21 protein-coding genes are annotated in these 24891 nt (G+C 40.4%); 3 read left to right on the top strand and 18 right to left on the bottom strand.

Annotated elements, in window-relative coordinates; all coding sequences use genetic code 11:
- Positions 1-50 precede the first annotated feature (50 nt).
- The 4 genes from F994_RS02840 to F994_RS02825 all read right to left on the bottom strand — a co-directional run bounded on the left by F994_RS02840 (position 51) and on the right by F994_RS02825 (position 4000).
- Positions 51-971 (bottom strand): hypothetical protein, encoded by a 921-nt coding sequence (locus F994_RS02840; RefSeq protein WP_004648549.1) that lies wholly within the window; start codon positions 969-971, stop codon positions 51-53.
- A gap of 30 nt (positions 972-1001) precedes the next feature.
- Entirely contained in the window at positions 1002-2147 is a 1146-nt protein-coding gene (locus F994_RS02835; RefSeq protein ID WP_004648548.1) for a toxic anion resistance protein, read from the bottom strand.
- Between the two features lie 20 nt (positions 2148-2167).
- Positions 2168-2956, bottom strand: coding sequence for a hypothetical protein (locus tag F994_RS02830; RefSeq protein WP_004648547.1), 789 nt, complete (start codon positions 2954-2956; stop codon positions 2168-2170).
- Positions 2957-3316: 360 nt separating this feature from the next.
- Positions 3317-4000, bottom strand: coding sequence for an alpha/beta hydrolase (locus F994_RS02825; RefSeq protein ID WP_004648546.1), 684 nt, complete (start codon positions 3998-4000; stop codon positions 3317-3319).
- A 505-nt stretch (positions 4001-4505) separates the two neighbouring features.
- Here F994_RS02825 and F994_RS02820 point away from each other — a divergent pair.
- A complete protein-coding gene (locus tag F994_RS02820; RefSeq protein WP_004648545.1) occupies positions 4506-5417 on the top strand; it encodes a LysR substrate-binding domain-containing protein in 912 nt (303 codons plus the stop codon).
- 64 nt (positions 5418-5481) lie between these two features.
- On the opposite strand, the gene madM is transcribed toward F994_RS02820, so the two are convergent.
- From madM to F994_RS02755, 13 genes are all read right to left on the bottom strand, one after another.
- Complete coding sequence (gene madM / locus F994_RS02815; RefSeq protein WP_004648544.1) at positions 5482-6243, bottom strand: malonate transporter subunit MadM; 762 nt, start codon at positions 6241-6243, stop codon at positions 5482-5484.
- A 47-nt stretch (positions 6244-6290) separates the two neighbouring features.
- Positions 6291-6692 (bottom strand): malonate transporter subunit MadL, encoded by a 402-nt coding sequence (gene madL, locus F994_RS02810; RefSeq protein WP_004648543.1) that lies wholly within the window; start codon positions 6690-6692, stop codon positions 6291-6293.
- A gap of 64 nt (positions 6693-6756) precedes the next feature.
- A complete protein-coding gene (gene mdcH / locus F994_RS02805) occupies positions 6757-7680 on the bottom strand; it encodes a malonate decarboxylase subunit epsilon (protein WP_004648542.1) in 924 nt (307 codons plus the stop codon).
- Between the two features lie 12 nt (positions 7681-7692).
- Positions 7693-8295: a malonate decarboxylase holo-ACP synthase gene (locus tag F994_RS02800; RefSeq protein WP_004648541.1), complete on the bottom strand. Its 603-nt coding sequence runs from the start codon at positions 8293-8295 to the stop codon at positions 7693-7695.
- Complete coding sequence (mdcE, locus tag F994_RS02795; RefSeq protein WP_004648539.1) at positions 8295-9119, bottom strand: biotin-independent malonate decarboxylase subunit gamma; 825 nt, start codon at positions 9117-9119, stop codon at positions 8295-8297. The genes F994_RS02800 and mdcE overlap by 1 nt, the downstream gene beginning before the upstream one ends.
- Positions 9116-9967, bottom strand: a complete 852-nt coding sequence (locus F994_RS02790; protein WP_004648538.1) for a biotin-independent malonate decarboxylase subunit beta — start codon at positions 9965-9967, stop codon at positions 9116-9118. The genes mdcE and F994_RS02790 overlap by 4 nt, the downstream gene beginning before the upstream one ends.
- Positions 9960-10259 (bottom strand): malonate decarboxylase subunit delta, encoded by a 300-nt coding sequence (locus tag F994_RS02785; RefSeq protein ID WP_004648537.1) that lies wholly within the window; start codon positions 10257-10259, stop codon positions 9960-9962. The genes F994_RS02790 and F994_RS02785 overlap by 8 nt, the downstream gene beginning before the upstream one ends.
- A gap of 11 nt (positions 10260-10270) precedes the next feature.
- Complete coding sequence (locus tag F994_RS02780) at positions 10271-11146, bottom strand: triphosphoribosyl-dephospho-CoA synthase (protein ID WP_004648536.1); 876 nt, start codon at positions 11144-11146, stop codon at positions 10271-10273.
- Positions 11146-12825 (bottom strand): malonate decarboxylase subunit alpha, encoded by a 1680-nt coding sequence (gene mdcA, locus F994_RS02775; protein WP_004648534.1) that lies wholly within the window; start codon positions 12823-12825, stop codon positions 11146-11148. Before mdcA ends, F994_RS02780 begins: the two co-directional genes overlap by 1 nt.
- Positions 12826-13255: 430 nt before the next feature.
- Positions 13256-13498, bottom strand: coding sequence for a TIGR03643 family protein (locus F994_RS02770; RefSeq protein ID WP_034696634.1), 243 nt, complete (start codon positions 13496-13498; stop codon positions 13256-13258).
- 579 nt (positions 13499-14077) lie between these two features.
- Entirely contained in the window at positions 14078-15526 is a 1449-nt protein-coding gene (locus F994_RS02765; RefSeq protein ID WP_004648532.1) for an NAD-dependent succinate-semialdehyde dehydrogenase, read from the bottom strand.
- Positions 15527-15542: 16 nt separating this feature from the next.
- The gene (gabT, locus tag F994_RS02760; protein ID WP_004648531.1) at positions 15543-16805 is read right to left on the bottom strand and encodes a 4-aminobutyrate--2-oxoglutarate transaminase; all 1263 of its coding nucleotides are present in this window, start codon (positions 16803-16805) and stop codon (positions 15543-15545) included.
- Between the two features lie 267 nt (positions 16806-17072).
- Positions 17073-18191 carry a TonB-dependent receptor gene (locus F994_RS02755; RefSeq protein WP_171065321.1) on the bottom strand — a complete coding sequence of 373 codons (1119 nt, stop codon included), beginning with the start codon at positions 18189-18191 and terminating at the stop codon, positions 17073-17075.
- A gap of 707 nt (positions 18192-18898) precedes the next feature.
- Between F994_RS02755 and pdxR the strand changes: the two genes are divergently transcribed.
- Together pdxR and F994_RS02745 are read left to right on the top strand one after the other, a co-directional pair.
- A complete protein-coding gene (pdxR, locus tag F994_RS02750) occupies positions 18899-20401 on the top strand; it encodes a MocR-like pyridoxine biosynthesis transcription factor PdxR (protein ID WP_004648528.1) in 1503 nt (500 codons plus the stop codon).
- A gap of 418 nt (positions 20402-20819) precedes the next feature.
- Positions 20820-22277, top strand: a complete 1458-nt coding sequence (locus tag F994_RS02745) for an amino acid permease (protein ID WP_004648527.1) — start codon at positions 20820-20822, stop codon at positions 22275-22277.
- Between the two features lie 363 nt (positions 22278-22640).
- On the opposite strand, the gene F994_RS02740 is transcribed toward F994_RS02745, so the two are convergent.
- Positions 22641-24740, bottom strand: coding sequence for a TonB-dependent siderophore receptor (locus F994_RS02740; RefSeq protein ID WP_004648526.1), 2100 nt, complete (start codon positions 24738-24740; stop codon positions 22641-22643).
- Positions 24741-24891 lie beyond the last annotated feature (151 nt).

Here is a 24891-nt window from a genome sequence, read left to right as displayed (position 1 = left end):
AAATAAATACACACCCTAAAAGCCTCAATTCAAGCCTTTAGGGTTGATGATCAAGGTATAAGACGCTGCTCTACTCTTAAAGCTCGACCTTTTAAATGCTGTGCTAAGAGAAATAAAATCAAACTCAGAACCGCAGATACAATCAGTACCGCAATAATCAATATTTTAACAAAGGCACTCATTTGTGCTGCTTGATCTACTTGACGCGACACACTTTCAGCCATCGGCGTTAAAGTCTTGCCATAAAGCTGATGCTGCATCGTCCATAATTGTTCAGGTTTAAAACCATATTCAATAAAATGTGGATCTGATTTTTCCGCTTTCACCAAAGCTAAAACCTGAGGAATTGCGGCATCTTTATCGACAGGCTTATGCAATAACGCAGTTTGCGCCAGTAAATAAGCCTTCACTGGCTCATCTAAATCAGCTTGCTGTAAATATTGGGCCAGCTCACTTTGCTGAATATTTTTATCGTATTGAATCGCTTCGGCATAAGCATCATTTTCATCATGCTTTAAATCATATTGTAGATAAGTCAGTCCTGACCACAACACTATAAATGCGATCAACCAACTGACAAATTTCAAAATAAAAGACTGAAAACGAATATAAAAAAAACGGATTTTTTTCAAAAAATGAATGACAAAAAATGCCCCTACAAAAGAGACAAACAGCTTCAGAATGAGCCAACCAAACCATGACAGCAAACTGGTAAAATAATCTGAATGCTGCCCCAATGCCGCAAGATGGCTATCTATACTGATGGGCATATGTAATTGTTTAAGTTCAGTGGTCACACCAAAAAAACTATAGACAAAATCATGTTGTAAAAATAATGCCACCACAGAAGCAAGAAAAATTGTTGTGCTACTAATACACAATAACATCACATTGCGTTGGCGCTTTTTCAACGCCACGACACCCGATTCAATCTGTTGTGGATTCACAGCATATTCATCTAAGGGAGGCAATTACTTTCTCCTAAAGTGTAAGTCATCAATTTAAGAACGATCCTCATGTTTATTGCTCCCACCTGTATTTGACTCTAAAACCAAATGATTCAAATTATTCTGCAAAGCACGTAAACGTGTGGTTGCTTCTGCACGTTTCTGCATACCTTCTTTTTGCACTTGAAGCACATCATTTACTGTTTTAATGAGGGTGTTTTGCACATGTTCAAGCGTTTCAATATCAATCACCGAACGCTGATTGGCTTTAGCTGTATCTACAGAGTTTTGATGTAATAAGTCTGCGTTACGGCGCAATAAATCATTGGTCGCATCATCAATACTATTCGCCAGTTGGACACTATTTTTCTGCTCATGCAAAGAAATGGCCAAGCTAATTTGGTTTTTCCATGCAGGCAAAGTAATGTTCTTAATGGCGTAAAATTTATCCACCAACATTAAATTATTGGATTGAATAATCCGAATCATGGGTAAAGTTTGCATCGCTGATTGCTGCAAAACTTGTAAATCACTGACTCGTTTTTCTAAATTATTGGCAAGATGATTGAAATCATAAATTTTTTGTACCGTTGATTGATCTTGAATATGTGTGGTTAAGAACGCTATTTCTTGCTGAATTTCCTGTTCTTTCAATTTTCCAGCGGCAATATAAATACCCAACTGTTTATATTCATCTTGTACACCATGGAACATTTTATCCAAAGTTGTAACACGACTTTTTAACCCCGACTGAGAGGTTTCAATTTCTTTGACCAACACATCAATTTGTTCTTTGGTGCTATTAAAATGTTGATCAAAGCTTTGCTTCGCGCCTCTCATTTTACTAAGCAAACTGCCAAAAAAACCCGAACTTTTTTTCTGATTTAAAATACTGTTGGTGTTCAACTGCTGCGCAACTTGAACCACCTGATTTAACTTTTGACCTGTGCTATCAAGGTCTTTATTTTGCACTAAGTTTAATAATTCATCGGTATAAGTCGAGGTTTTTGTTGCAATATTTTTACCATATTCAGCGACGGCGGTATGGCTCATTTCAGCCAATTCTTTATGTGCATTCATCACTTCATTAAAGTCTGAATCCTGCAATCCTATTTCTTGTAAATTCAGTTGCTGAAATTTTTGCTGAACGACATCTGTGGTCACGTCTGTAGGTAAATCTTTATGCTCAAAATTGGTCATGGGACACCTAAGTAAAATTATTAATGTGTTGGTTTCTGGAGAGATTTTTTTAAAGTTTTAATCAAGTTTTCTCGGCTATTATCTAACTTCTCCAATTCACTTGTCGAACTGGTTTGATTGCTTTGTTTAACATGATATTGCCACGCAGGAATAAGCACCTGCTGTGCCTCTTTAAAACGATCGAGCAAGGTAAAAGAAAGTTGCTGAGATAACTGCATTTGTGTAATTGCAATATCATTACTTGCTTGCAAAGTCTGTAAGGTATGAATTTTTTTAGCTAAGCGATCAGCAAAATTATCGAGTGGATGTTGATTCTGCACAAAATTTGGATATTCCTCCAAGAACTCTTGCGCAGCACGAATGTATTTTGCCATTTGCTCGCGATGCCCAAGCAACTGCTGAAAACGGGCTTGTGACTTTTGAATCTCAATCTGTAATTTTTGACTTAAATGATTGGCTCGATTGAGTAACTGATCTAAGTTTTTATAATATTCAACCTGACCAGAACCATATTCTAAATCTATACCCAACCACTTTTGCAAAGCATTAAACTTTCGCGTTTTTAAATATTTTTTTGAATCTGCTAAGGACTGAATCAGTTGCTCGATGGTTAAACTTAATTGCTGCGTTAAATGTGGGTCGACCCCATTTAGCAGCACAGACTGTGCTTGAATCAGTTGGTCTGCATAATGATTGAGACGATATTGATCATTCAGTAACGGCACCAAATCATTGCGTTGAATGGAGAGAAGTTCAGCTCGATTCACTTCAATTTCAGCCAAAGGAACGAGAACATCAATCTGAGACATAATATTAGAAACTCAATAAAATCATTTTTATAGTACGGCTTTTACACAAAATATCATGTGTTCTTTTGCAATTTCTAGTTGAGATTCTTATTTATTTCATTTTATTTAAAATAGCTGATTTGGAAGTTTCGCAGATTAAAAAATTAAATCATAAATAGGCTCTTTTTCATAAAATGATGTTGCTAACGCTTAATCACAACATAGAGAAAAGTTGAACAATAGTTGCTAACTCATCAGGGTTTTTACTATTTTTAATGCTTTAACGAATAATAAAATCCCTTTATTTTTAAAGGGATTTTAAGAGAATGGGCTATTTAAAAGTAATATTCGATACTCACGGTTATGCTCATATTTCAAAAACTAAAAAGATGAAGCCGCCTTGATAATAAAATCCGCGATTTCATTCGGTCTTGATGCAAGAGAAGCATGACTCGCTTCAAGCTCAATGATCTCCTTGGCATTCAATCTTTCAGCCATTTTTCTTTGATTTTCAGGGGCAATCATACGGTCCTGATTTGAAATTTGATACCAAGACGGTTTAGTCTTCCATGCAGGTGTCACAATAGTGTCACCAAAAGTACTGGCAAGAGGTGCTTTCTGGGCAATCGCCATTGCTATAGATTCTGAAGGGTCTAAATCCTGACAGAAACTCTCATGGTATTTTTCTGCATTGACCCATAAATAACCATCACTGTCTGGATAAAGGTTAGCAGCAGCTTCAGGCGGATGCTGTTGAGTAATCAGGCCAGGGCTTTCAGAACGATCTAGCGCAAATGCGGCTATGTATACCAACCCCACCACTTTTTCATTATTACCTGCTTCAGTAATGACGGCACCACCATAGGAATGACCAACGAGCAATACAGGGCCATCTATTTGATTAATCATCTTATTGGTTCTTTCAACATCATCAGCTAAAGACGTTAAAGGAATTTCTACTGCTTTTACTTTGAAATTTTGTTGGATTAATAAAGGAATGACATGTTGCCAATGCAGAGCATTTCCCCAAAATCCGTGGACCAGCACAATTGTAGGCGATTTCATATTTGATCCTGTTGTTCTAAAGAAATTTAGATCTAAATCATAGATGAAATCCTTTTTATTGATATGTTACGGTTTTGTACTTTTAAAATCACGATGATTCATGCTTTTTCGATACTAAAATGAGTATGTTTTTTGAGTATCAATTGAATGCACATATCCCCGTAAAAGGCCTATTGCTGGTGCATTTTTCATGATGAACAGTATATTAAAAACATGTTTTTCTAAATCATAATTATGAGAGCGTTTAGGATGATCAAACTTTTTAACATTGTCCATTTCTAATCTATTTATAAGAAATTAGGCATACGAACTAAAAGTTTATAATTAAAGAACCCTAGCTAAAATTTCTAGCATCATTTCAAACCCGAATTACTGATTGAATAGATTAGGTAGTAAATATCCGTAGTATTAACATCATTTTTAGTACACCATTCCATTAAACATTTTAAAAATTAGCATGCTATATTTATCCATTACGCCCATCAGCATTTAAGGATAAAACTCGGTGGAAATAGACGAAGAACTGACGCTTAAAAAAATTCAAATTTTTTTAGCTTTTATGCGATGTGGTAATTTGTCAAAAACGGCTGTTGAAATGCAAATCAGTAATGTCAGTGTTCACAAAGCATTACATTCTCTTGAAAATTCATTACGTTGCCCTTTATTCAAAAATGAAGGGCGCAATTTAATTCCCTTAAAGAGTGCTTATGTACTCGAAGAACATTCAAAGAAAATTGTTCAGGATATTGTCACTACGGTCAATAAAACCCGAGAAGCAGCTGGATTTGCCTCAAAAGTTTTTCATTTAGGTTCTTTGTATTCTTTAACAGTGAATACCATTCCAAGCGTGATTAGTGGCTTAAAACTCAGACGAGGCGATTTAGATATACAACTTTCATTAAGTTCAAATTTGGATTTGGTCAAAAAATTAAAGGCCACTGAGTTAGATGCGATTATTGTTGCCCTTAACGAAACAACATCTGGTCAAGAATTCGAACATTTACCTATGTTTGAAGATGATATTTTTTTAGCGGTCAATAAAGATTCTAAATATATTGGATTTGATGAAATTGATTTAAGTCAGCTCAAAGATGAAACTTTTTTAACGCTTAAAAAAGGCTTCGCTACACGTAATGATAGTGATTTTGTCTTTGAAAAAGCAGGTATTAATCCAAAAGTCTTTTTACAAGTCAGTGATATTTTTACGTTGATTAGTATGGTGAGTTCTGGGGTTGGACTGGCTTTATTACCGGGACGTATTTCAACGATTTATGAAAGCTCTGTCAAATTAATTCGACTCAAAGCACAATATCAAATCAAACAACAAATTGGCTTAGTTTTTTTAAAAAGTAAGGAACGTGACCCCAACTTATTAGCCTTTATTGCTGAATGTCGTATGTTCTCAAGGCATGTTTAACATAAAAAATTGGGCAATTTATGTATACTCCATAAATTGCCCATGCTGAATAAAACAAATTCATTTAACCAAAAATGGCATTTATGGTAAGAAAGAATACAGATGGCCCCAATAGGCAGCCTAAGCCCGTATAGAATGTTGCAACCAATGCACCATAAGGGACTAAACGTACATCAGTTCCAGCTAAACCAGCAGCCGTTCCACTTGTCGTTCCAGCCAAACCACCGAATACCATGGCAGATTTTGGGCTTTTTAAGTACATAAATTTAGCCAGTAATGGGGTTCCCACCATAAAGAATACCGACTTAATCAGTCCAATCGCAATTGAGAGTGCAATAACATCGGAAGTTGCACCAATGGCTGTCCCTGTAATTGGACCAACAATATAAGTCATTGCGCCTGCACCGATAGTGGTCATTGAAACTGGGTCTTTATATCCCATTAACCATGCCACCATTGCACCAATCACAAAAGGAACAACACAACCGAGTGCTAATGCAATCAGACCCACTTTCCCAGCCTTTTTGACTTCTTTAACATCCACTTCAAATGCTGTAGATGCAATAGCCAGATCACGGATCATTGCGCCACCGAGCAAAGCAAAGCCAGAAAAAATAGCAATATCTGAAATGCCTTTGGTTCCTTGTGTATACACGCCTGCAAAATATGCCACGACTAAACCTAAGGTGATTGCAATTGCAGAACTTTGCAGTTTACCTCTGGTCAAATACTTTGAAAGCAAATGAGAAACAAACATCATCAACCCTGTGACTGCAAGTGCAGTCACCAGCGCATTTTTACCTAATACCGCAATTAAAGCATCCATTATTTAATTCCTTTTAATCATTGAACTCATATTTTTTATAACGAAAATTAAGCTGTCTTTTCCTGAGCTTCGACTGGCCATTCATAAGTCTCATAGTCGCTGTTCATTTTATTTAAATAACGAATCACCAAAACAGTACCAATCAACGAGGCCACTGAAACGATCAAACCCAGCATTCCACCTGATAATGCTGCGACGACGTTTTGACCAGCAGACATGGCAACAACAATCGGAATGTACATCCCAGACCAATACAGCACACCAAATTGAGTCCCTTGCGGTAAATATCCTTTTTTCGCTAAAAGCTCTTTGGATAAAATTAGTAAGATCATTGAGATGGCAACGCCACCCACATTTGCTTTGACGCCTAGCAACATACCTAAGGTATTACCAAAATAATCTCCCAATAAATGGCAGATGGCTAAGAGTGCTGTTCCATATATAATCATTGTTAATTCCTCATATCCTTGAATGACTGATTTTTTAAAATTTATCTAGCTATGCATTCGATGATCAAGCACTTTCTTGATGCATCGCACAAATAAGACTGTCTAAACGCGTTCCTTGAAAAGACAGAACGGTTCCTTCTTTAAATACCTGACGGGCTAAACCTGTTAATACGGTTCCAGATAAAGCTTCAATCTGTAACCTTACTCCACGCTCCCACGCTGCCTGAACTGTGCTTTCCCAATCAATGGTTCGGCACATATTAAAGATCAGATCTTCTTTAACTTGCTCTGCTGCATAGATTAACCGCGCGGATGTACCACTTAAATATTTAAACTTTGCTGGATTCAAATCTATCTGCGCCATAGCCTGAACCAGTTGTTGTGCCTGTGCATCCAACAATTCGCAATGCGATGGCACACTTACATTTAACTTTTTGGCAATTGCTCCCTGATTTTGTGCAATTTCTATCACTTGCTGCATCGCTATTTCTGAACCAGAAATAACAATCTGATTGGCTGCATTTAAATTAGCGACATAAATATTACCCAGTTGTTGATAAACATCTGCAACCCATTGGCTAACCTGCGATTTATCGGCATTGATAATGGCAGTCATACCATAACCAGAAGGATAAGCTTCTTGCATGAGCCTTCCGCGTAATGACACCAGCTTAAGCCCTTGTTCAAAACTATAGACACCCGCGACTGCCGCCGCTGTCCATGCACCAATCGACAGTCCTGCCACATAATCTGGCTGTACCTGTTCATCAAGCAGCATGGCTGAACTGATATAACCAGCCAGATACAAACAGAGTTGTACTGCCTCTGTTGAACGTAGTGCCTCTGGTTGATCCAAGGTCAGTACATCACGTTGCAAAGCCACTGAAGCACGATCCAAATAGTGTTGAACCAATCGATGTTCAGGCAAGTCATGCAACATATTGACTTTTTGTGCACCCTGACCTGGATATACCCAAATTGAACTCATGCCATCATCCCTTTACTGCCAAGGATTGTTTACCAAAACTGCACCATCATTTCGTTTTAGTAAGACCTTTCCCGTTGTCCTTGCCCATTCTTTAAGTGCCACACCACCCTTTGGTGTTTGCAGTTGCACATCCAGTTTTAATTCGGTTTGTTCCAGCTGATGCAGCAATTGTTTGGCTTCATCCTTGGTCAAAAATCCCTCTGTCCGAATCAACAGGTCAATGTCACTATTTTCAGTCACTGTCTGAATACCCGTGGCTAGCTCAAACCCGACACTGCCTGTATATCCCCAAACCCATGGCAGCATTTTCATGGTTTGCTGCACGCGCTGTAACTGTTTGGCCAAATGCGGAAAATGCTCAAGCTCTACCTGACAGAGTTGCTCAGGCTTCATAATTTGCTTAATCTGCTGACTCGGCATCTCTAGTTTATAGCGCTGATAACGCTCAACTCCCCGAATCCCAACAGGAATCATTCCTTTGTGAGTGACGGCTCTGCGCATCACTACAGGGTCTCCGCGTTGTACAACTTCTTTCACCCAATCAGGCACGGGTGAAGCAAGATCTGCAACAGTGATTCCCCAGAGTAGGTCATGTGGTTGCGGTTGCATGATCATTACCACTGTTCACGTAATAACTCACGGACACGTTTTGACATTTGTCGATTTTCACCATGTAAGCGATGTTCAAGTCCTGTTGAACCTGTGGTTTGAATGTCATTTAATGCCTGTAAAAATGCATCTTGAACGCATGCAATATCTTCAGTTGTGGGTTGTTCAGGATTCACAACGGTTAAAAGGTCGGATAACAAGCCTAATGTGGCATAACTTTCAATGTCATAGGCCATAGGTGGAATGCTTGCTGCGAGTTTTTCTAACTCATCCACAGTACGCAGGGTCACACGGGCAGCCGACTCTTTCCCCATCGCATGTACCATAACACCTGCATCTTTAAGTGCAATGATACGATTCGCTTGGTAGCCATGGGCTAAAAATGCACCTGACATCGACTTTCCAACCAGTAAACTAATCACAGGATGTCCTGCCAAACGTGCTCGCGCATAACTGTCGACTGCACCAGCAAGAGCTTGATGGATACCAAAAAGTTCTTCACGGCGACCATAAGCCTGACTTGGCACATCGACAATACATAAAATTGCACGTTTATGATGATTGTTCCGATCTGCTTGAATGACTTCATCCACAGCTTTAGCTAAAGTCCAGCCTTCTAACAATCCCACTTCACCATGTTGCGCTCGTGGATAAAGATTATGTTGATGCGGAACCACGGCAATGACACGAACTGTTTTTCCTGAAATTTGTCCATCTGCAACCCAAACTGATTCTGCATCTTGCTCGATTCGGCTAAAATCAGCAGTGAGTGCTTGAAACCAATGCTGACCACGTATTGACGTTTTCACTGCATGTACATCCATATTCATGCTTGTTCTCCTTGATATAAAGTCTGAACTTGAAGCGGTGTGGCTTGCTCTGTCGTATCAACACCCTGTAAATGATTCAAATAAAAATCATAGTTTGAGCTGCGATGTAAATCGGGTAGCCCTTGAGTTAAATACTGCAAAATTTGTTGTTTAATCTGCTGACGATCATCTTCAACATAGGCATCTACCAAGCCACTTGCAGCACGTTGTTGTCCGCCGGTAATACTCCAAATAAATGGTCGATCCTTGGAATCATATTCTTGTACGCCCGCTTCTTGCTCAATCACTTGTGGGCCATTGAGTCCTAAACGTCCTTCTTGGGTCATAATCAAATAACTGCATAATGCTGCTGCAATCGACATGCCACCGAAACAGCCGACACTCCCAGCAATGACTGCGACCACAGGTTGATATTGTCTAAGTGCCACGATTGCTGCTTGTATTTCTGCAATAGCGGCCAGTCCCAGATTCGCTTCTTGTAAACGTACACCGCCCGTTTCAAGTAACAAAATCGCTGCGGTTGGAATCCCCTTACGGTTATCTTCCGCGGCCAGTTCTAATGCACCTGCAATTTTTGCACCGCCGACTTCACCTAGGCTTCCGCCCTGAAAAATACCTTCAATCGAGATAATGACGACTGTTTTTTGCTGAAGTGTGCCTTTTGCAACCACCACACCATCATCCGCTTGTGGCACGATATTCTGTTTTGGCAGCCAAGGTGACATCATGCGTGCAAAAGGATCTAATAATTCGCGAAAGCTATTTTCATCTAATAATGCTTTGGCACGTTCTCTCGCACTCAGTTCAATAAAGCTCTGTTTTGCCAGTAAAGTTTGAAAATCAGCCACCGTTCACCTCCTCAAATGCTTGTTCTAAACGTAGGCGAACAACACCCGGTGTTGCACCAAAATCATGTATATCAATATGTACAGCGGGGAGTTCTTGCTCGCTAAACATTCGTTCAAACAAATTTTCCCAACGCTTTGAACTACCATCAACCGATGTGACAACGTGGATTGACATCTTTTCTGTTTGGCTCGGTTGCATTAAAATTTCTAAATCACCAGAACCGACACAACCAACCAATGCTTTTTTAGTTGGTCTACTTCCAGCTGCAAATTCAAACTTGAGTATTTCCATTACTGCATTTCCTATTTATTGTTAAAATAAAATTGCTCAACACGATCAATAAATAGTGTGGCTGCGAGTAAATCTGCAACCCCACCCGGTGAGGCTCTTAAGCGTAAAAGATCCTGTTCTAAAGAATTAAATGCACGTTGTCCGGCGAACGTTGAATAACCTCCAAGATCCAACACCTCTTGAGCACCCTGCTGCATTCGCGCTAATCCGGTTTCTCCTGCCCGATACAACACACAGGTATCATCAAGGGTGGTCATCATGGCAAGCAAAGCATCTACTCGCGCGATTGTTTCATTGCCCTGTGTTTGACGGCTTTTATCCAGTTCAGGTAATCCAAACTTCACAATTGTAGGAAAACCTTGCTGTGCTTGGGCTTTAGCACCATTTATACCAAATACTTTTTGTACCTGTTGACCGTGACTGAGTGCCTGTTGGGGAATAAAACGATCTTCGAACTGGGCAATTTTTCCTGCTAATTGACACAGTTCAACAGCTTGTACTGGTTTAGTATCTAAACTCATCAATGCACTAGCCGTGACCATCAGACCTAATGCCCAAATTGCGCCACGATGGGTATTCACCCCATTGGTGGCGTGCAACATGGTGGCTTCACCCACACGACCAATTTCACCAATCGCTTCACGTAATGTTTGTGAACAAGTTGCATGTTGAAAGGCCGCGTGTGCCATTGCCACAAACATCGGATGTAAACTGTGGGCTGAACGCTCCATCAAATCCAGTGTCAAATCATCATGGGCACCGCTTCCACGTTGATCGACCAACGCAGGTTTTGGCGTTAAATTGACTTCTGCAACTAAAGCATTGACTGCAAAATCTGCGAGCAAAATACAATGTTGACGAATATAGGGTTGAACACGTGCATTCATTACCAACTCCTAAATTTTGCTGGAGGTTGATAAAGCCCATCAGACCATGTCACAAGATCCGCAATATTTTTTGCCGCCAGTAATTCACGCGTGGCATCGGTACGGCGAATGCCTAAATCTTCTGGAAATACAACCAATCCTTCACGGCGTAACCGCTCGGTTGTCTTAGGATTATGGTTTAAGCCAATTTCAGTCACCCCTGCAACCGCAGCAATCATCTCCTGACGCTCTTCTAAACTTCTTGCTTTATACAAGTAGGCAATGCCTTCTTCAGTCAAAAGATGCGTTACATCGTCGCCATAAATCATAATTGGGGCGAGTGGCATTCCTGCCTTTTTAGCAACATCTACCGCATCTAAGGTATCGACAAAAGTCGGTTTTCCACCTTCTTGGAAAGTTTCTACCATTTGCACAACCAGTTTTTTACCACGTGCAAGATAGGTCTCGGTTTCTGTTGCACCCGATGGACGCATATCCAACCATGCAGGTGTCGCATGACGGCGCCCTCGTGGGTCATGCCCCATATTCGGCGCCCCGCCAAAACCTGCCAAACGACCTTTGGTCACTGTTGAAGAATGCCCGCTGCCATCGACTTGTAAGGTTGCACCAATAAATAAGTCCACGGCATATTGCCCAGCAAGCTGACACATCATCCGATTGGAACGCAGTGAACCATCGCGTCCTGTAAAAAACACATCAGGTCGCGCCGCAACGTATTTTTCCATGCCAAGCTCTGTACCAAAGCAATGCACACTTTCAACCCAGCCACTTTCGATTGCAGGAATTAAGGTTGGATGGGGGTTTAAAGTCCAATTACGACAAATCTTGCCTTTTAAACCTAAAGACTCGCCATAAGTCGGTAAAATCAGTTCAATTGCAGCGGTGTTGAAACCAATGCCATGATTCAGCGACTGTACATTATGACGTTCATAAATCCCTCGAATCGCCATCATTGCCATTAGGATATGTACAGGCTTGATATGTTTAGGATCGCGGGTAAACAACGGCTCAATATAGAAAGGCTTATCCGCCACAACTACAAAGTCGACCCAAGAGGCAGGAATATCGACTCGTGGTAAATCTTTAACGTCATCCACCAATTCATTGACCTGCACAATGACAATGCCATCGCTAAATGCTGCGGGTTCAATTAATGCTGGAGAATCTTCGGTACTTGCTCCGGTATAAATATTGCCTTCGCGATCTGCCATGAAACCTGCTGAAAGTACGACATTCGGAATTAAATCAACCAATAGGCGTGAATAAAGTTCGATATAAGTATGAATCGCGCCAATTTCGAGTAAACCATCTTCAATCAGCTGGCTAATGCGTAAACTTTGTGTGCCAGCAAATGAAAAATCGAGTTTACGTGCAATGCCTTTTTCAAATAAATCGAGGTGTTCTGGACGTCCAACACTCGGCATAATCATATGCAGATCATGTAAAACATCAGGGTTCGTCTGCGCCAAAGAGCGAGAAAGGAAATCGGCTTGTTTCTGATTATTTCCTTCTAAAACAACTCGGTCACCAGCCTTAATTAAGGTTTCTAAAACCTTAACAATATCTTGGGTCGGAATCACCACACCATCAGCATACTTGCTGGCCATTTCTATTTTGAGCTGTTTAGCCTGTCGACGTGTATTCCATTTACGCTCTTTGTTCTGAACCGAACCATCCATGTCATTTATCCTAATTCTGTATTTTGGTCTAAGCCTATAAAAGCGTTTTATTCACTTTTGATCAATCAACCTCAAATCACTTTTATTAACTTAAAGTTAATATTTAGATGAGCGACTCAAGGTTTTATGCGCTATAGAATTGGAAATACAAGGCTGGAAGGTGTAACTATCATGTTTTGGCCGTAACAGCTAAATTAAAAAGAGCGAAATTAAAAAGTTAATTCATTTTGCTCATGTGAGATTTCATAGTGATTGGTCATCTTAAGTATTTTTACTGGACAACGACCCACAGCAATGCCCTGCTTGTTCCTTATTTAAATTGTGACTTAGTATGAATGAACGGTTTATTTGGCAGATTCTTGGCTGGTGGGAAAGTGTTCGGGATAGGATGGCGGAATAAGTGACTCAGCCATCCTACCATCTTTTATAGTTAATGATATTTATACTGGCGTGTACAGTAACCACGGATTACCTCGGGCAAACGTAACTGCAAATGCTTGGTTTTACGCCCCGCTACCCGTTTACGCCATAGCTTAAAACTGCCCGACTTTAAATTTTGCCGCATTAACCGAATCACGGCAGACTCATTCAGTCCAAACTCACGCTCTATGGCTTCAAAAGGTGTTCTATCTTCCCACGCCATTTCAATAATCCGTGACAGATCTGCACCCATATATTCGACCGCATTATCCACAGCATCACCCTTATTTTATTAAAAAGAAAAATATTAAAATCATGAAGATGAAAAAAGAAAACCAACCAATCTGTATGGTACAAGCTATCTTTCCTGATCTTTTTAAAATCATGTTTGCCTAGCAATTTTAAAAGACTCAAGATGAAGAATTTGTGATTTTTCTTCAATTTTTAACCCAATGCTTTAGATTAAATTTGTTCGCTTTAGCTTCACATGATTTTTACAATAGATAAAAATAAAGCAATATCACTATAAATTTGATTAAAACTCTTATGCTCTACAAACTGCATAATTGCTCTTGTAAAAGTTGCGGTACATTTACCCTATTTACAATTTCAGCAATCAAATTCATCCTTAAAATAAATCTCTCTTTTATTTTTATAACGTTTCGTTAACTCATTTTTACGTTCATAAGCGAGCTATTTAATTAAAAGCGCTCTGCACTATTTTTTAACCCTTAAAGCAGTGAATGATTATTTTCGACATTATGATGAATGAAAAAAAAATCAGCCTTGAATGGGCAAGGCTGATTCTTTAACTGATGATTGCTGGACTAACTTAAACAGATAAGTCCACACACAAATATTTCATTTCGAGATATTCGTCGATACCAAATTTAGAGCCTTCACGACCTAAGCCAGACTGCTTCACACCGCCAAATGGAGCCACTTCGTTTGAAATCGCGCCCGTGTTGATGCCCACCATACCGTACTCAAGCGCTTCACCAACACGCCACTGACGTGCTGTGTTTTGGGTAAACAAGTAAGTTGCCAGACCAAACTCAGTGTCATTGGCCATTTGAACCGCTTCTTCTTCCGTGTTAAAGCGGAACAATGCAGCCAATGGGCCAAAGGTTTCTTCTTTCGCCACTTTCATCTCTTGCGTCACTTCTGTTAAAAGTGTCGGTTCAAAGAAAGTACCACCTAGGCTTGAGCGTTGACCACCGATTTTAACCTGCGCACCTTTACTGATGGCATCGGCGATATGCGACTGCACTTTTTCAATCGCAGCTTCATCAATCAGCGGCCCTTGGGTTGAAGTCTCAACTCGGCCATCACCCACTTTTAAGTTCGCTACAGCAACTGCCAGTTTTTCAACCAAAGCATCGTAAATACCGTCTTGTACATAAATACGGTTGGCACAGACACAGGTCTGTCCGCTATTACGGAACTTGCTGGCCATAATACCTTGTACCGCTTGCTCAAGATTGGCATCATCAAACACCAAAACAGGTGCATTACCACCTAACTCTAAAGACAGTTTTTTGATGGTTGGCGCACATTGTTGCATCAAAATACGGCCAACTTGAGTTGAACCTGTGAAGCTCAACTTTTTCACCGTGTCGCTTTCGCACAATGTTTTACCCACTTCGCTTGAATCACCACTGATGTGCAATAACACATCTTGTGGCAAACCCGCACGTAGCGCTAACACTTCTAAAGCATAAGCAGTTAAAGGCGTTTGCTCAGCAGGTTTGACAATCATCGAACAACCCGCTGCAATTGCAGGTGCTGCCTTACGTGTAATCATTGCTGCGGGGAAGTTCCACGGCGTAATCGCCGCCGTAACCCCAATCGCCTGTTTAATCACTAACAAGCGTTGATTCGGCAAAGTTGGTGTTAAAACCTCACCATCGATACGGCGAGCTTGTTCTGCAAACCAACGAATAAATGAAGCAGCATAGCCAATCTCACCGCGTGCTTCTGCTAAAGGCTTACCTTGTTCAGCAGTCAAAATCTGAGCCAATGACTCTTTATTTTCCTGCATCAAATCAAACCAAGCCCAAAGCACATCAGCACGTTGTAGAGCTGTTTGCGCTTTCCACGCAGTTTGTGCCTTTTGAGAACGAGCAATCACTTGCTCAACTGACGCGCGGTCATGGGATTTCACCCATGCCAAAGTGTCATGTGTTGCTGCATCTTTCACTTCGATGTAACCGCCATTTTCAGGCACATCAAAACGAATATCTGGATGCTGTAATAAATCTTTATATTGCGCTTGAAGCATGATCATTACTCTTCAATTATGCTGCAGCAGAAAGTGCAAAACCTTGTTTTAAAATGTTTAAGCCAGCACGGAATTGTTCTGCAGGAATCGTTAAAGGATATAAGAAACGGATCACATTACCATAACGACCACAGGTCAAAATAAGCAAGCCATTTTGCATTGCATGGTTTTGAATTGCTTTCGCTTGATCCGCCGTTTCCAATTCAATTGCGACCATTGAACCCAACGCACGAATCTCTTTGACTGTAGATGAAGACTGTTTTAGTTCATTCAGAACTTCAACTAATTCAGCACCTAATACATTTGCACGTTCGCAAAGACCTTCTTCTTCAATCACATCCAGTACAGCATGTGCAGAAGCTACAGCCACTGGGTTACCTGCATAAGTACCACCTAGGCCACCTGGGTTTGGTGCATCCATCACTTCAGCACGGCCAACTACGCCAGAGATTGGGAAACCACCACCAAGACTTTTTGCCATAGTGATTAAATCCGCTTTGGTTTCATAGTGATCCATGGCAAATAACTTACCAGTACGTGCAAAGCCTGTCTGTACTTCATCTGCAATAATCAAAATACCGTGTTGATCACATAGCGCACGTAAACGTTTTAAGAATTCAGCAGGAACAACGTTGAAACCGCCTTCACCTTGAACAGGTTCAAGCACAATAGCTGCTACATCATGTGCCGCAATATCTTCTGCAAAAATGTCTTCAATGCTTTCAATCGCAATATCTACAGTAATGCCCTTTGACTCTACAGGGTAGCGTGCATGGAAAACACCTGAAGGCATCACACCAAAGTCACGTTTATACGGTGCAGTTTTACCTGTCATCGCCATGGTCATAAATGAACGACCGTGGAAACCATTACCAAAAGTCACAATGCCGTGACGGCCTGTATAAGAGCGTGCAATTTTCACTGCATTTTCTACAGCTTCCGCACCTGTAGAGAAGAATGTTGTTTTCGCTTCACCTGCAATCGGTGCACGTGCATTAATACGTTCAGCCAAAGAAACATAAATTTCGTACGGTACAACTTGGTACGCTGTATGGGTGAATTTAGTCAATTGTTCAGTAACAGCAGCAATAATTTTAGGATGACGGTGACCTGTATTCAGTACCGCAATACCGCCTGCGAAGTCTGTATATTGATTCCCTTCAGCATCCCAAATTGTGGAATTTTCTGCTTTCTCCGCATACCATTGACACATGACACCCACGCCACGAGGTGTCGCTTTTAGTTTACGTGCGTTCAGTGCAGAGTGTTTACTGTCCATTTTGTATCCTCATTCTTGATTCATACATTTATAAAATTTCAGCGTCCCGATCATGCTTTTGCTGATATGCAAAGGACCTGTGGTTCATTGCATTTTGCGCTTTTATTGGCTCTAGACGAGAGCCACTTTGGATAAGATAGAGAGGGCCAATTTATACTTATCTGGCAATTTAAAAATTTTTTAAATATATAAATCAAATAATTAAAATAAAATCATAAAAATGGCGCCTTTTTTCAAAGGTGCCATTCTGATGAGTTGCAGCAATAATTAAAAATTGTAGATAAACAATAAATTCAAGAGTCTGCTATGCCCAGATGCATCTCCCTCAGCCAAAGAACCTGCATTACCGCCAATGAACACATCATTTTTGCCAGTGATATATTCCGCGGCCAGCGAAAACTGCTGAACATCCAGCTGAGCACCCAAAATACTGCGGGTCGATGTGGCAAAACCTGATTTATCCTTATCAAATACGGTATAACTGGCATAAGGAGTTAAATCATAATTTTTATAAAAATCATTAATTTGATAATCAACATTCGCCACATAATAATTGGCTTTGTTGGCGACAAAATACTTCGATTCAAATGAGCCAACCGTCGCATAATCTGGATTGCTCAAAGACTTTGTATCTGCCCTATTCTGTCCAGCAGTCAAAGTTAGATTGGCCTTTTGGTAGTTTAAGCGGCCAAAAATATTCCATGCATTGCGGTGCCCCGTTTGACGATTGCTGTTTTCCAAATCTGAATGCCAGTACGACCCGCCTACATTAAGTTTAACCGGACTGTCCTGTAGCGGAATCTGCTGACTGATACGCGCAACCCACATATTTTTTTCTTCAATGTCATCGGTCGTGGCATCTTCAGGTTTCACATAATTCGCTGCATAGCGCGCTGCATTGCCATCCCCCACAAAACTTCCACCATCGCGGACAAAATAAGCCAAATTTAAACTGGTATTGTCACCTAACTGCTGCTGCCAATTGACGCCCAGATTATGTACATCTTCTAGGCCAGCATTGTCCATTGAACTGCCGTACCAACTGCTGCTCCAAAAGCGGCCGATGCCAAAAGGCATATCCTGTAGACCTACGGTAATGCGGCTGTCATCACTTAGCTTATAGCCTAAATTGGCATTCACCAAGGTTGAAAAATCACACAAAGTATCATTTTGATAACAACGATATTCAGCATTACCAAAAAATGTCTTGGCATCATATTTCAAACTAAGTTTTGCCGCATTGAACTTTAATTTATGGTCACTGTCCGAATAATCCTTAGCTTGATAATTCGCGCGCACCCACCCTGATACCGTCAGTTTTCCTAAATCTGTTTCCGCATCTCCCCAAGAAAGCGTATCTGCCTGCACGGCTGCCGACATTGCCATGACACCGCTAAGGGTACAAAATGAAAATGGTTTCACTAGAAAACGCTGCAACATAATAAAAATCCCAAAAAGAAAAAATCAATTCCAAAAGCAAATCTCGGGCAAAAGCAAAATTTTTGACAAAACTTGATCAGTGAAGGCATTCGATATCCAAAATCACGCTTCATCAAATTCTGCATCCTGCAAGAAACCGAATAACTAAGCTGAATAAATGCCGTGCTCTTTGCGCGCCATCAGAATGCGCTCACATGCCAAAATGTAGACTGAGGTAGCTAAGAACATCTAGCCTTGCGCTCGGCTCACCCAGATGGGAAGCCACTTTAGCGAGCTGCTGAAAATCATTATTACAAGCAGCTCTATCCCGCTTTGTATACCTGAGACCTTTCACCATCGTGTTCATTGCATGATCCTATTTTTTGTATGCAGACGCATTTCCTTGCGGCTGCAAAAAGTATAAATTTATATCTGCGTATCGGTATTTATTGATCTATATCTTCAGGCGGCGTGGTCTAAATTAAAAAATTAAGCTTAGATTTTTCGCTTGGGCTTTAACCAAGATGTGTGTATATTGCCTGCCGTTTACAGGCTCGCATTTATGCCAACCGTGCAAGAGCCAGATCCTTTACAATCACCACCTGACCAGATTATTTTGCACGTACCGACATTGCTCCCACGAGAGCCACTTTGAATTTGTAGGAGAGAGCCAATTGCGTAGTTTGCTTGGAGATTATTTGCTGCAGCGATTACAGCAAGATATTGATGGAACATTGCAGCTGCGATTATTTCGCTGCTTGCGTAATGCTATAATTGATGGCGTATTGGCACCCAAAACTCGTTTACCCGCATCCAGAGATCTTGCCAAAGAGATCAAAGTCTCCCGCAATACGGTATTAAGCGCTTATGAACAATTGCAGGCACAAGGTTATGTCGATGCCCGCACAGGACAAGGCACTTGGGTCACAGAGAAATTACCCGAGTCCTTTTTAATCAAAGCAGAAAATACCAACATTCCTATTCAAGAAAAAAAATCTCAGCAAAGTTACAGCTTATCTCAGCGCGGTTCGTATTTAATCGGCTATTCAGCGGCATCGCCTTATCAATGGGGCGCATTTGTACCCGGTGCGCCTGATGTCACTGAATTTCCGCACCATATTTTTAGCCGAATTCAGACTCGCTTGAGCCGTGAACCAGAAATTACCCGATTGATTTACAGCAATGCAGGTGGATGTTTGGAACTGCGCCAAGAACTGGCGGAATACCTCAAAATTGCGCGCTCGGTACAATGCGATGCCGATCAAATCATCATTACCGAAGGCACGCATCAGGCCATAGATTTGGTTTCACGTACCTTGAGCGATATCGGTGACGAAGTCTGGATCGAAGATCCTGCTTACTGGGGCGCGCGCAATATTTTACGCATTAATGGCGTAAATCTGCGTTCGCTACCTGTTGACCAAGAAGGTATTATTCCTGACCTTGAGCCCAAAAAACCGCCTAAACTGATCTTTGTCACACCATCTCACCAGTATCCTTTAGGTTCACATTTGAGCCTTGAACGGCGCAAGCAACTGATTGCAATTGCCCGTCAGCATAAAAGCTGGATTGTGGAAGACGATTATGACAGTGAGTTCAGATTTTCAGGTCAACCCTATCCGTCTTTGCAAGGATTGGAACCTGATTCACCCGTCATTTATATGGGAACATTCAGCAAAACCATTTATCCAGCATTGCGCATTGGCTATTTAGTGGTGCCGAAAAAACTGTTTTCTCCACTGCGCATTGTGGCATCAGAACTGTATCGAGGTGGACATTTACTGGATCAGAAAGTGTTAGCCGAGTTTATCCGTGAGGGGCATTATGGAGCACATATTCGACGTATGCGCTTACTTTACAGTAAACGCCATGCATTTTTAATTGATTTAATTCACCGTCATTTAGGTCAAGATTTTCTGCACGAATACAATACCGCAGCGGGCTTACACCTTATTTTAAAATTACCAAGCAGCAGTGATGATGTACTGATTGCATCGAATGCACTCGATCAAGGCGTAAAAGTCAGAGCGCTATCGCAATACTATACAAAACACTATTCTACGCGGCAAAAAGGACTATTGCTCGGTTTCGCCTGTGTCAGTGAACAGGAAATATTGGTCGCTTTTGGCATTCTGCTAAAGTGCTTACGTGATGTTGGTATTCCGACACTCAATTAATCAATTGCATCGATTCATCAAAATTTTATTTTTAAATTAAACTTAACTTTTGTCAGTTTTTAAAATCTCTGGCAAAACTATGTATTGCTTTTTCATTTTATTTAGTCTTTATTTTTCTGTAAATATTCGTTCCTCTACTTTTCACATTTTTAAAGCAATTGGCTCCTTTGAATAGATAAAAAATGGCTCTCGTCACCTGCCAACAAAAAAGAGAAATTAGCAGCACACATAAACAGTATGTAACAGTTTTGTAGCCAAAGTGTGATCTTTCACTTGTTTACAGAAACATCAGATTTATACAGGTTAACTTAATCTTAATTAAGTGCTTAATAATTCGGTTGCAGTTTCAATGGATAGATAGTGCGAAAAAGGTATAACTCCCAATTGCAAATATATCCTTGATATTAAGGGAAATAATATGGCTGAAAATCAACATGCCTCCAAGCCCGATTCATCACAAGGCTTAAAAAATGGACTTAAGTCACGTCACCTCACCATGATTTCCATTGCAGGAGTAATTGGCGGTGCGCTCTTTGTAGGCTCAGGAAATGTTATCTACAGTGCAGGGCCAGCGGCACTTATCGCATACACGCTAGGCGGATTATTGGTTCTATTCATCATGCGCATGCTGGGTGAAATGGCGGTACTCAATCCCGACAGCGGCTCATTTTCAACTTATGCAGACCGCGGAATTGGTCGTTGGGCTGGATTTTCAATTGGATGGTTATATTGGTCTTTCTGGACCTTACTCATGGGTTGGGAAGCCTTTGTTGCTGGCAAAATTCTAAATAACTGGTTTCCATTTATTCCGATTTGGGGCTATATGCTATTCGTCATTGTAGCTTTGGTCTGGATTAATTTACGCGATGTCAAAAACTATGGTGAATTTGAATTCTGGTTTGCCTTAATCAAGGTTATTGCCATTGTACTATTCTTGGTTGTCGGCAGTTTAGCCATTATGCACCTTTGGCCTTGGGGCGATGCCTCTATGCTGGGCGGTGTCACTTATTTAACTGCTGAAGGATTTATGCCGAATGGTTTTTCTTCTGTCATTACCGCCTTACTGGGTGTCATGTTTGCCTATATGGGGGCAGAAATTGTCACCGTTGCAGCCGCTGAAACCAAAGATCCCGCTAAAGAAATCCGCAAAGCATCTAACTCAATTGTCTGGCGGATCATTTTATTCTATGTCGGCTCAATGTTGATTACTGTTTGCTTAATTCCGCATAACAATCCTTTATTAAAAGACCCAACTTGGGGTACATACAGCGTTACCCTTACAGCCTTAGGTATTCCTGAAGCACGCCATATTGTTAATTTTGTAGTCTTAACGTCTGTGTGTAGCTGCTTTAACTCTGCACTCTATACTTGTTCACGCATGATGTATTCTCTGTCCAAACGTGGCGATGCACCGAAAAGTTTTGCATTTACCAACCGCAATAACAGCCCATGGGTTGGTGTTATTTTCTCAAGTCTTTTTTCAATCGTTGCAGTATATTTCACTGCGACTGAAAGCATGAATATTTATGATGTATTAATGCTGGCAACCGGTACGGTGTCTTTATATGTGTACCTTGCCATTGCGATTTCACAATTGAAGCTGCGTAAAAAGTTGGAAGCTGAAGGTGTCGATATTCCATTTAAAATGTGGCTATTTCCTTGGCTGACTTATCTCGTCATCATCTTTATTATTGGCGCCTTAATTACCATGGTGATTGAAGGGACTTATCTTAAGGAAGTGGCATATACCAGTGTTCTTGCCTTATTTATTGTGGGCTTAGGAATTTGCGCGCAGAAATTTAATTGGGGTGGCGGTAAATATCAAAACAATAAAACTGCACAAAACAAAATCAATATTACTGATCATCACTGTTAACAAGTAATAAATCAGCTTAAGATGATCTGTGAATAGCCGCTATGGTTTTTCACAGATCATTATTATCTTTCTAATAGCTTCAACTTTTATATCAATCAGCCAGCATTACTAAATCAATCGTATAAGAAAGTTCATTAACCTAAGAAATGAATGTGATAGATAATGCTTTTGTTTTTACTTCTGTACAAAGGAATAACATCAAACATAACGCACTATCATCGATACATAAATTGAATATGCTTTTTGCATTTTAAAAGCTGAAAAAAAAGTGGGCATTATCTTCAAAATATACCCACAAAATTAAAATTTTACAGCGCCATATCAAACCATATTAAATATGTAGAAACGAACCGTTTTAAGTTTTTAGTATTTAAACTTCACATTAAAGCGAACCGTCATTGGATCACCCCAATTGACCAATTGCGCATTTGGTGTGGTTCCGGCCAGATATTCTTTATCAAATAAGTTTTTAATACTTAAACCCGCGCCCCAAGACTTTGCTTCATAGCCTGCATTTATATCAACCAAGGTATAACTAGGTAAATAGACAAAATCCGTACTGCGCTGTGCTGTGCGTGAATCTTGATAACGAATACCCGCACCAATATTCCAACCGAATTGATCAGGGCTAAAATAATATTGGGTGGACAATGAACTGGCATTTTTAGGTACATGATTGCTACGTTTACCTATCTCACTGGCAGTCACACTTTCTGTTATTTTTGCAGTTGGAATATAACTATATGTTGCCGCTACATTCCATTGCTCAGTTAATGCCGCCGCCATTTCCGCTTCAAAACCTTTGGTGACTTGCTCACCCGTTTGAATTGAGAAATTTCCAGAAGTATCTGACTCAGTCACATTTTTACGGGTTAAATCATAATAGGCAACATAGCCTTGCAAACGTTGATCCAAAGCCTGAAATTTTACACCTACTTCTGCTTGTTTACCTTCTTCTGGATTAAGTAATGTGCCATTTTCCCCTGCATCCGTCACAGGCATAAAGGAGGTAGAATAACTGACGTACGGTGCAAACATGTCATTGATGCGATACATGACTGAAGCACTGCCCGTAAAGGCATTGTCTGAATTTTTAGTGCGCGTATTTTTCAAGACATTATCAATTTCAACTTGGGTCCAATCATGACGACCGGATAGCCCAATAATCCAATCATCATCAATTTTAATGGTATTACGCAAATATAAACCAGCATATTGACTATAGGTCAGTTCTTGAGTTGGAGTACCCAGTTTGGTACTGGTAATCCCATAGACAGGATTACCTGCATTAAACGAATTAATGGTATCTGTGCGACGATAATAATCACTGCGTTCTCGCATCATATCGACACCAACCATCACATCATAGTTGATCTTTTCAAAATCAAAATTACGCTGTAAATGATTATCCAGAGTATAGTTAATATCTTGTTTATCTTGATTGTTAATCGCACGTTTAATGGTTGGTAGAGTATTTGTACCAGATGCTAATATTGCATTCCCTTTTGTGTCGGTTTTGGTCACAGCAAGGTTTTGTTTGAAAGTCCAGTCATTATCAAAATAGTGGGCATAATTCGCACCAATACGATAAACATCCACATCGTAGCCATAATTCGGCTCACCAAAAAACAAACTAGATGAATAGTTTTTATAACTTCCCTTACTATATGGAATGCCCTGCTGGCGGATATATTCACGATGTTGATAACTGGCAATCACAGATAAATCATCTTTATCGCCTAAATCAAAATTGTATGATGGTGCAATGTATTGGTTTTTAAAATACACATCATCCGTTGGATCATCCTGATCAGACACCCGTCCTACCACACGAAAAGCACCTTTTGCACTTTGGTTTGGCGCATAGTTAATATCAAAAGTTCCTTCTTTTAAACCATAACTACCATAACTTAACGCCCCTTTATAAGACGTTTCTGCTTGTGGACGTTTGGTGGTCAAATTGACTAAACCACCCGGCAATGCCAATCCAAAACCCACTGATGTTGGACCTTTCACAACTTCAATAGACTCTAGACCCGAAATATCTTCAGCTCTTAAAACATTATCTGATGCTTGTACGCGCAATCCATCAATATAGGTTTGTGAACTGGAAATTTGTCCGCGGATAATAAAGTCATCCCAACCCCGACGTCCATATTGACCAGAGGTCACGCCCGCTACCCCATCTAAAGCTTCCGCAACTGTTCTTGCTTGTTTTTGTTCTATTTGTTGATTTGTAATGACACTAATTGATTGTGCAGTTTCAAATAAAGCGGCATCTGACCGGAGTACTGCACTTGCTGTTTTAGCCGCATAGGGTTTTTCATCGGTTTCTGCTTGAGTCGTAATGGTTGGTAATTGATTGCCTGATGGCTGTTCTAAATCGGATTCTGATTGAGCATGAGATGCTGTTGCCATAATGGCCAGAACTGAAAATGCTAAAAAGGACAGATTGAACTGCATGATGCAATACCGATAAAAACTTAAACGCAATTATAATCATTTTCATTTAAGAATATCACTCTATTACTTAATGCAATATCCTCAAGTCTGTTTAATCGTAAAAATAATGAACAACTGCATACAGTTCAATTTCAATAAGCCAACTGGTTTC

Origin of the sequence: Acinetobacter bohemicus ANC 3994 (assembly GCF_000367925.1) — a bacterium.
GTDB lineage: Bacteria > Pseudomonadota > Gammaproteobacteria > Pseudomonadales > Moraxellaceae > Acinetobacter > Acinetobacter bohemicus.
The sequence above is the reverse complement of the archived record's forward strand: the minus strand, read 5'-3'. Positions and strand labels throughout refer to the sequence as shown.

What these genes read in the sequence shown, in the direction of transcription:
- F994_RS02740 (WP_004648526.1), bottom strand. Translation starts at nt 24,740, where the DNA reads ATGCAGTTCAATCTGTCCTTTTTAGCATTTTCAGTTCTGGCCATTATG.
- F994_RS02800 (WP_004648541.1), bottom strand. Translation starts at nt 8,295, where the DNA reads ATGATCATGCAACCGCAACCACATGACCTACTCTGGGGAATCACTGTT.
- F994_RS02765 (WP_004648532.1), bottom strand. Translation starts at nt 15,526, where the DNA reads ATGCTTCAAGCGCAATATAAAGATTTATTACAGCATCCAGATATTCGT.
- F994_RS02770 (WP_034696634.1), bottom strand. Translation starts at nt 13,498, where the DNA reads ATGGGTGCAGATCTGTCACGGATTATTGAAATGGCGTGGGAAGATAGA.
- madL (WP_004648543.1), bottom strand. Translation starts at nt 6,692, where the DNA reads ATGATTATATATGGAACAGCACTCTTAGCCATCTGCCATTTATTGGGA.
- F994_RS02755 (WP_171065321.1), bottom strand. Translation starts at nt 18,191, where the DNA reads ATGGCAATGTCGGCAGCCGTGCAGGCAGATACGCTTTCTTGGGGAGAT.
- mdcA (WP_004648534.1), bottom strand. Translation starts at nt 12,825, where the DNA reads ATGGATGGTTCGGTTCAGAACAAAGAGCGTAAATGGAATACACGTCGA.
- F994_RS02830 (WP_004648547.1), bottom strand. Translation starts at nt 2,956, where the DNA reads ATGTCTCAGATTGATGTTCTCGTTCCTTTGGCTGAAATTGAAGTGAAT.
- F994_RS02745 (WP_004648527.1), top strand. Translation starts at nt 20,820, where the DNA reads ATGGCTGAAAATCAACATGCCTCCAAGCCCGATTCATCACAAGGCTTA.
- gabT (WP_004648531.1), bottom strand. Translation starts at nt 16,805, where the DNA reads ATGGACAGTAAACACTCTGCACTGAACGCACGTAAACTAAAAGCGACA.
- F994_RS02780 (WP_004648536.1), bottom strand. Translation starts at nt 11,146, where the DNA reads ATGAATGCACGTGTTCAACCCTATATTCGTCAACATTGTATTTTGCTC.
- F994_RS02785 (WP_004648537.1), bottom strand. Translation starts at nt 10,259, where the DNA reads ATGGAAATACTCAAGTTTGAATTTGCAGCTGGAAGTAGACCAACTAAA.
- F994_RS02835 (WP_004648548.1), bottom strand. Translation starts at nt 2,147, where the DNA reads ATGACCAATTTTGAGCATAAAGATTTACCTACAGACGTGACCACAGAT.
- mdcH (WP_004648542.1), bottom strand. Translation starts at nt 7,680, where the DNA reads ATGAGTTCAATTTGGGTATATCCAGGTCAGGGTGCACAAAAAGTCAAT.
- mdcE (WP_004648539.1), bottom strand. Translation starts at nt 9,119, where the DNA reads ATGAATATGGATGTACATGCAGTGAAAACGTCAATACGTGGTCAGCAT.
- F994_RS02825 (WP_004648546.1), bottom strand. Translation starts at nt 4,000, where the DNA reads ATGAAATCGCCTACAATTGTGCTGGTCCACGGATTTTGGGGAAATGCT.
- madM (WP_004648544.1), bottom strand. Translation starts at nt 6,243, where the DNA reads ATGGATGCTTTAATTGCGGTATTAGGTAAAAATGCGCTGGTGACTGCA.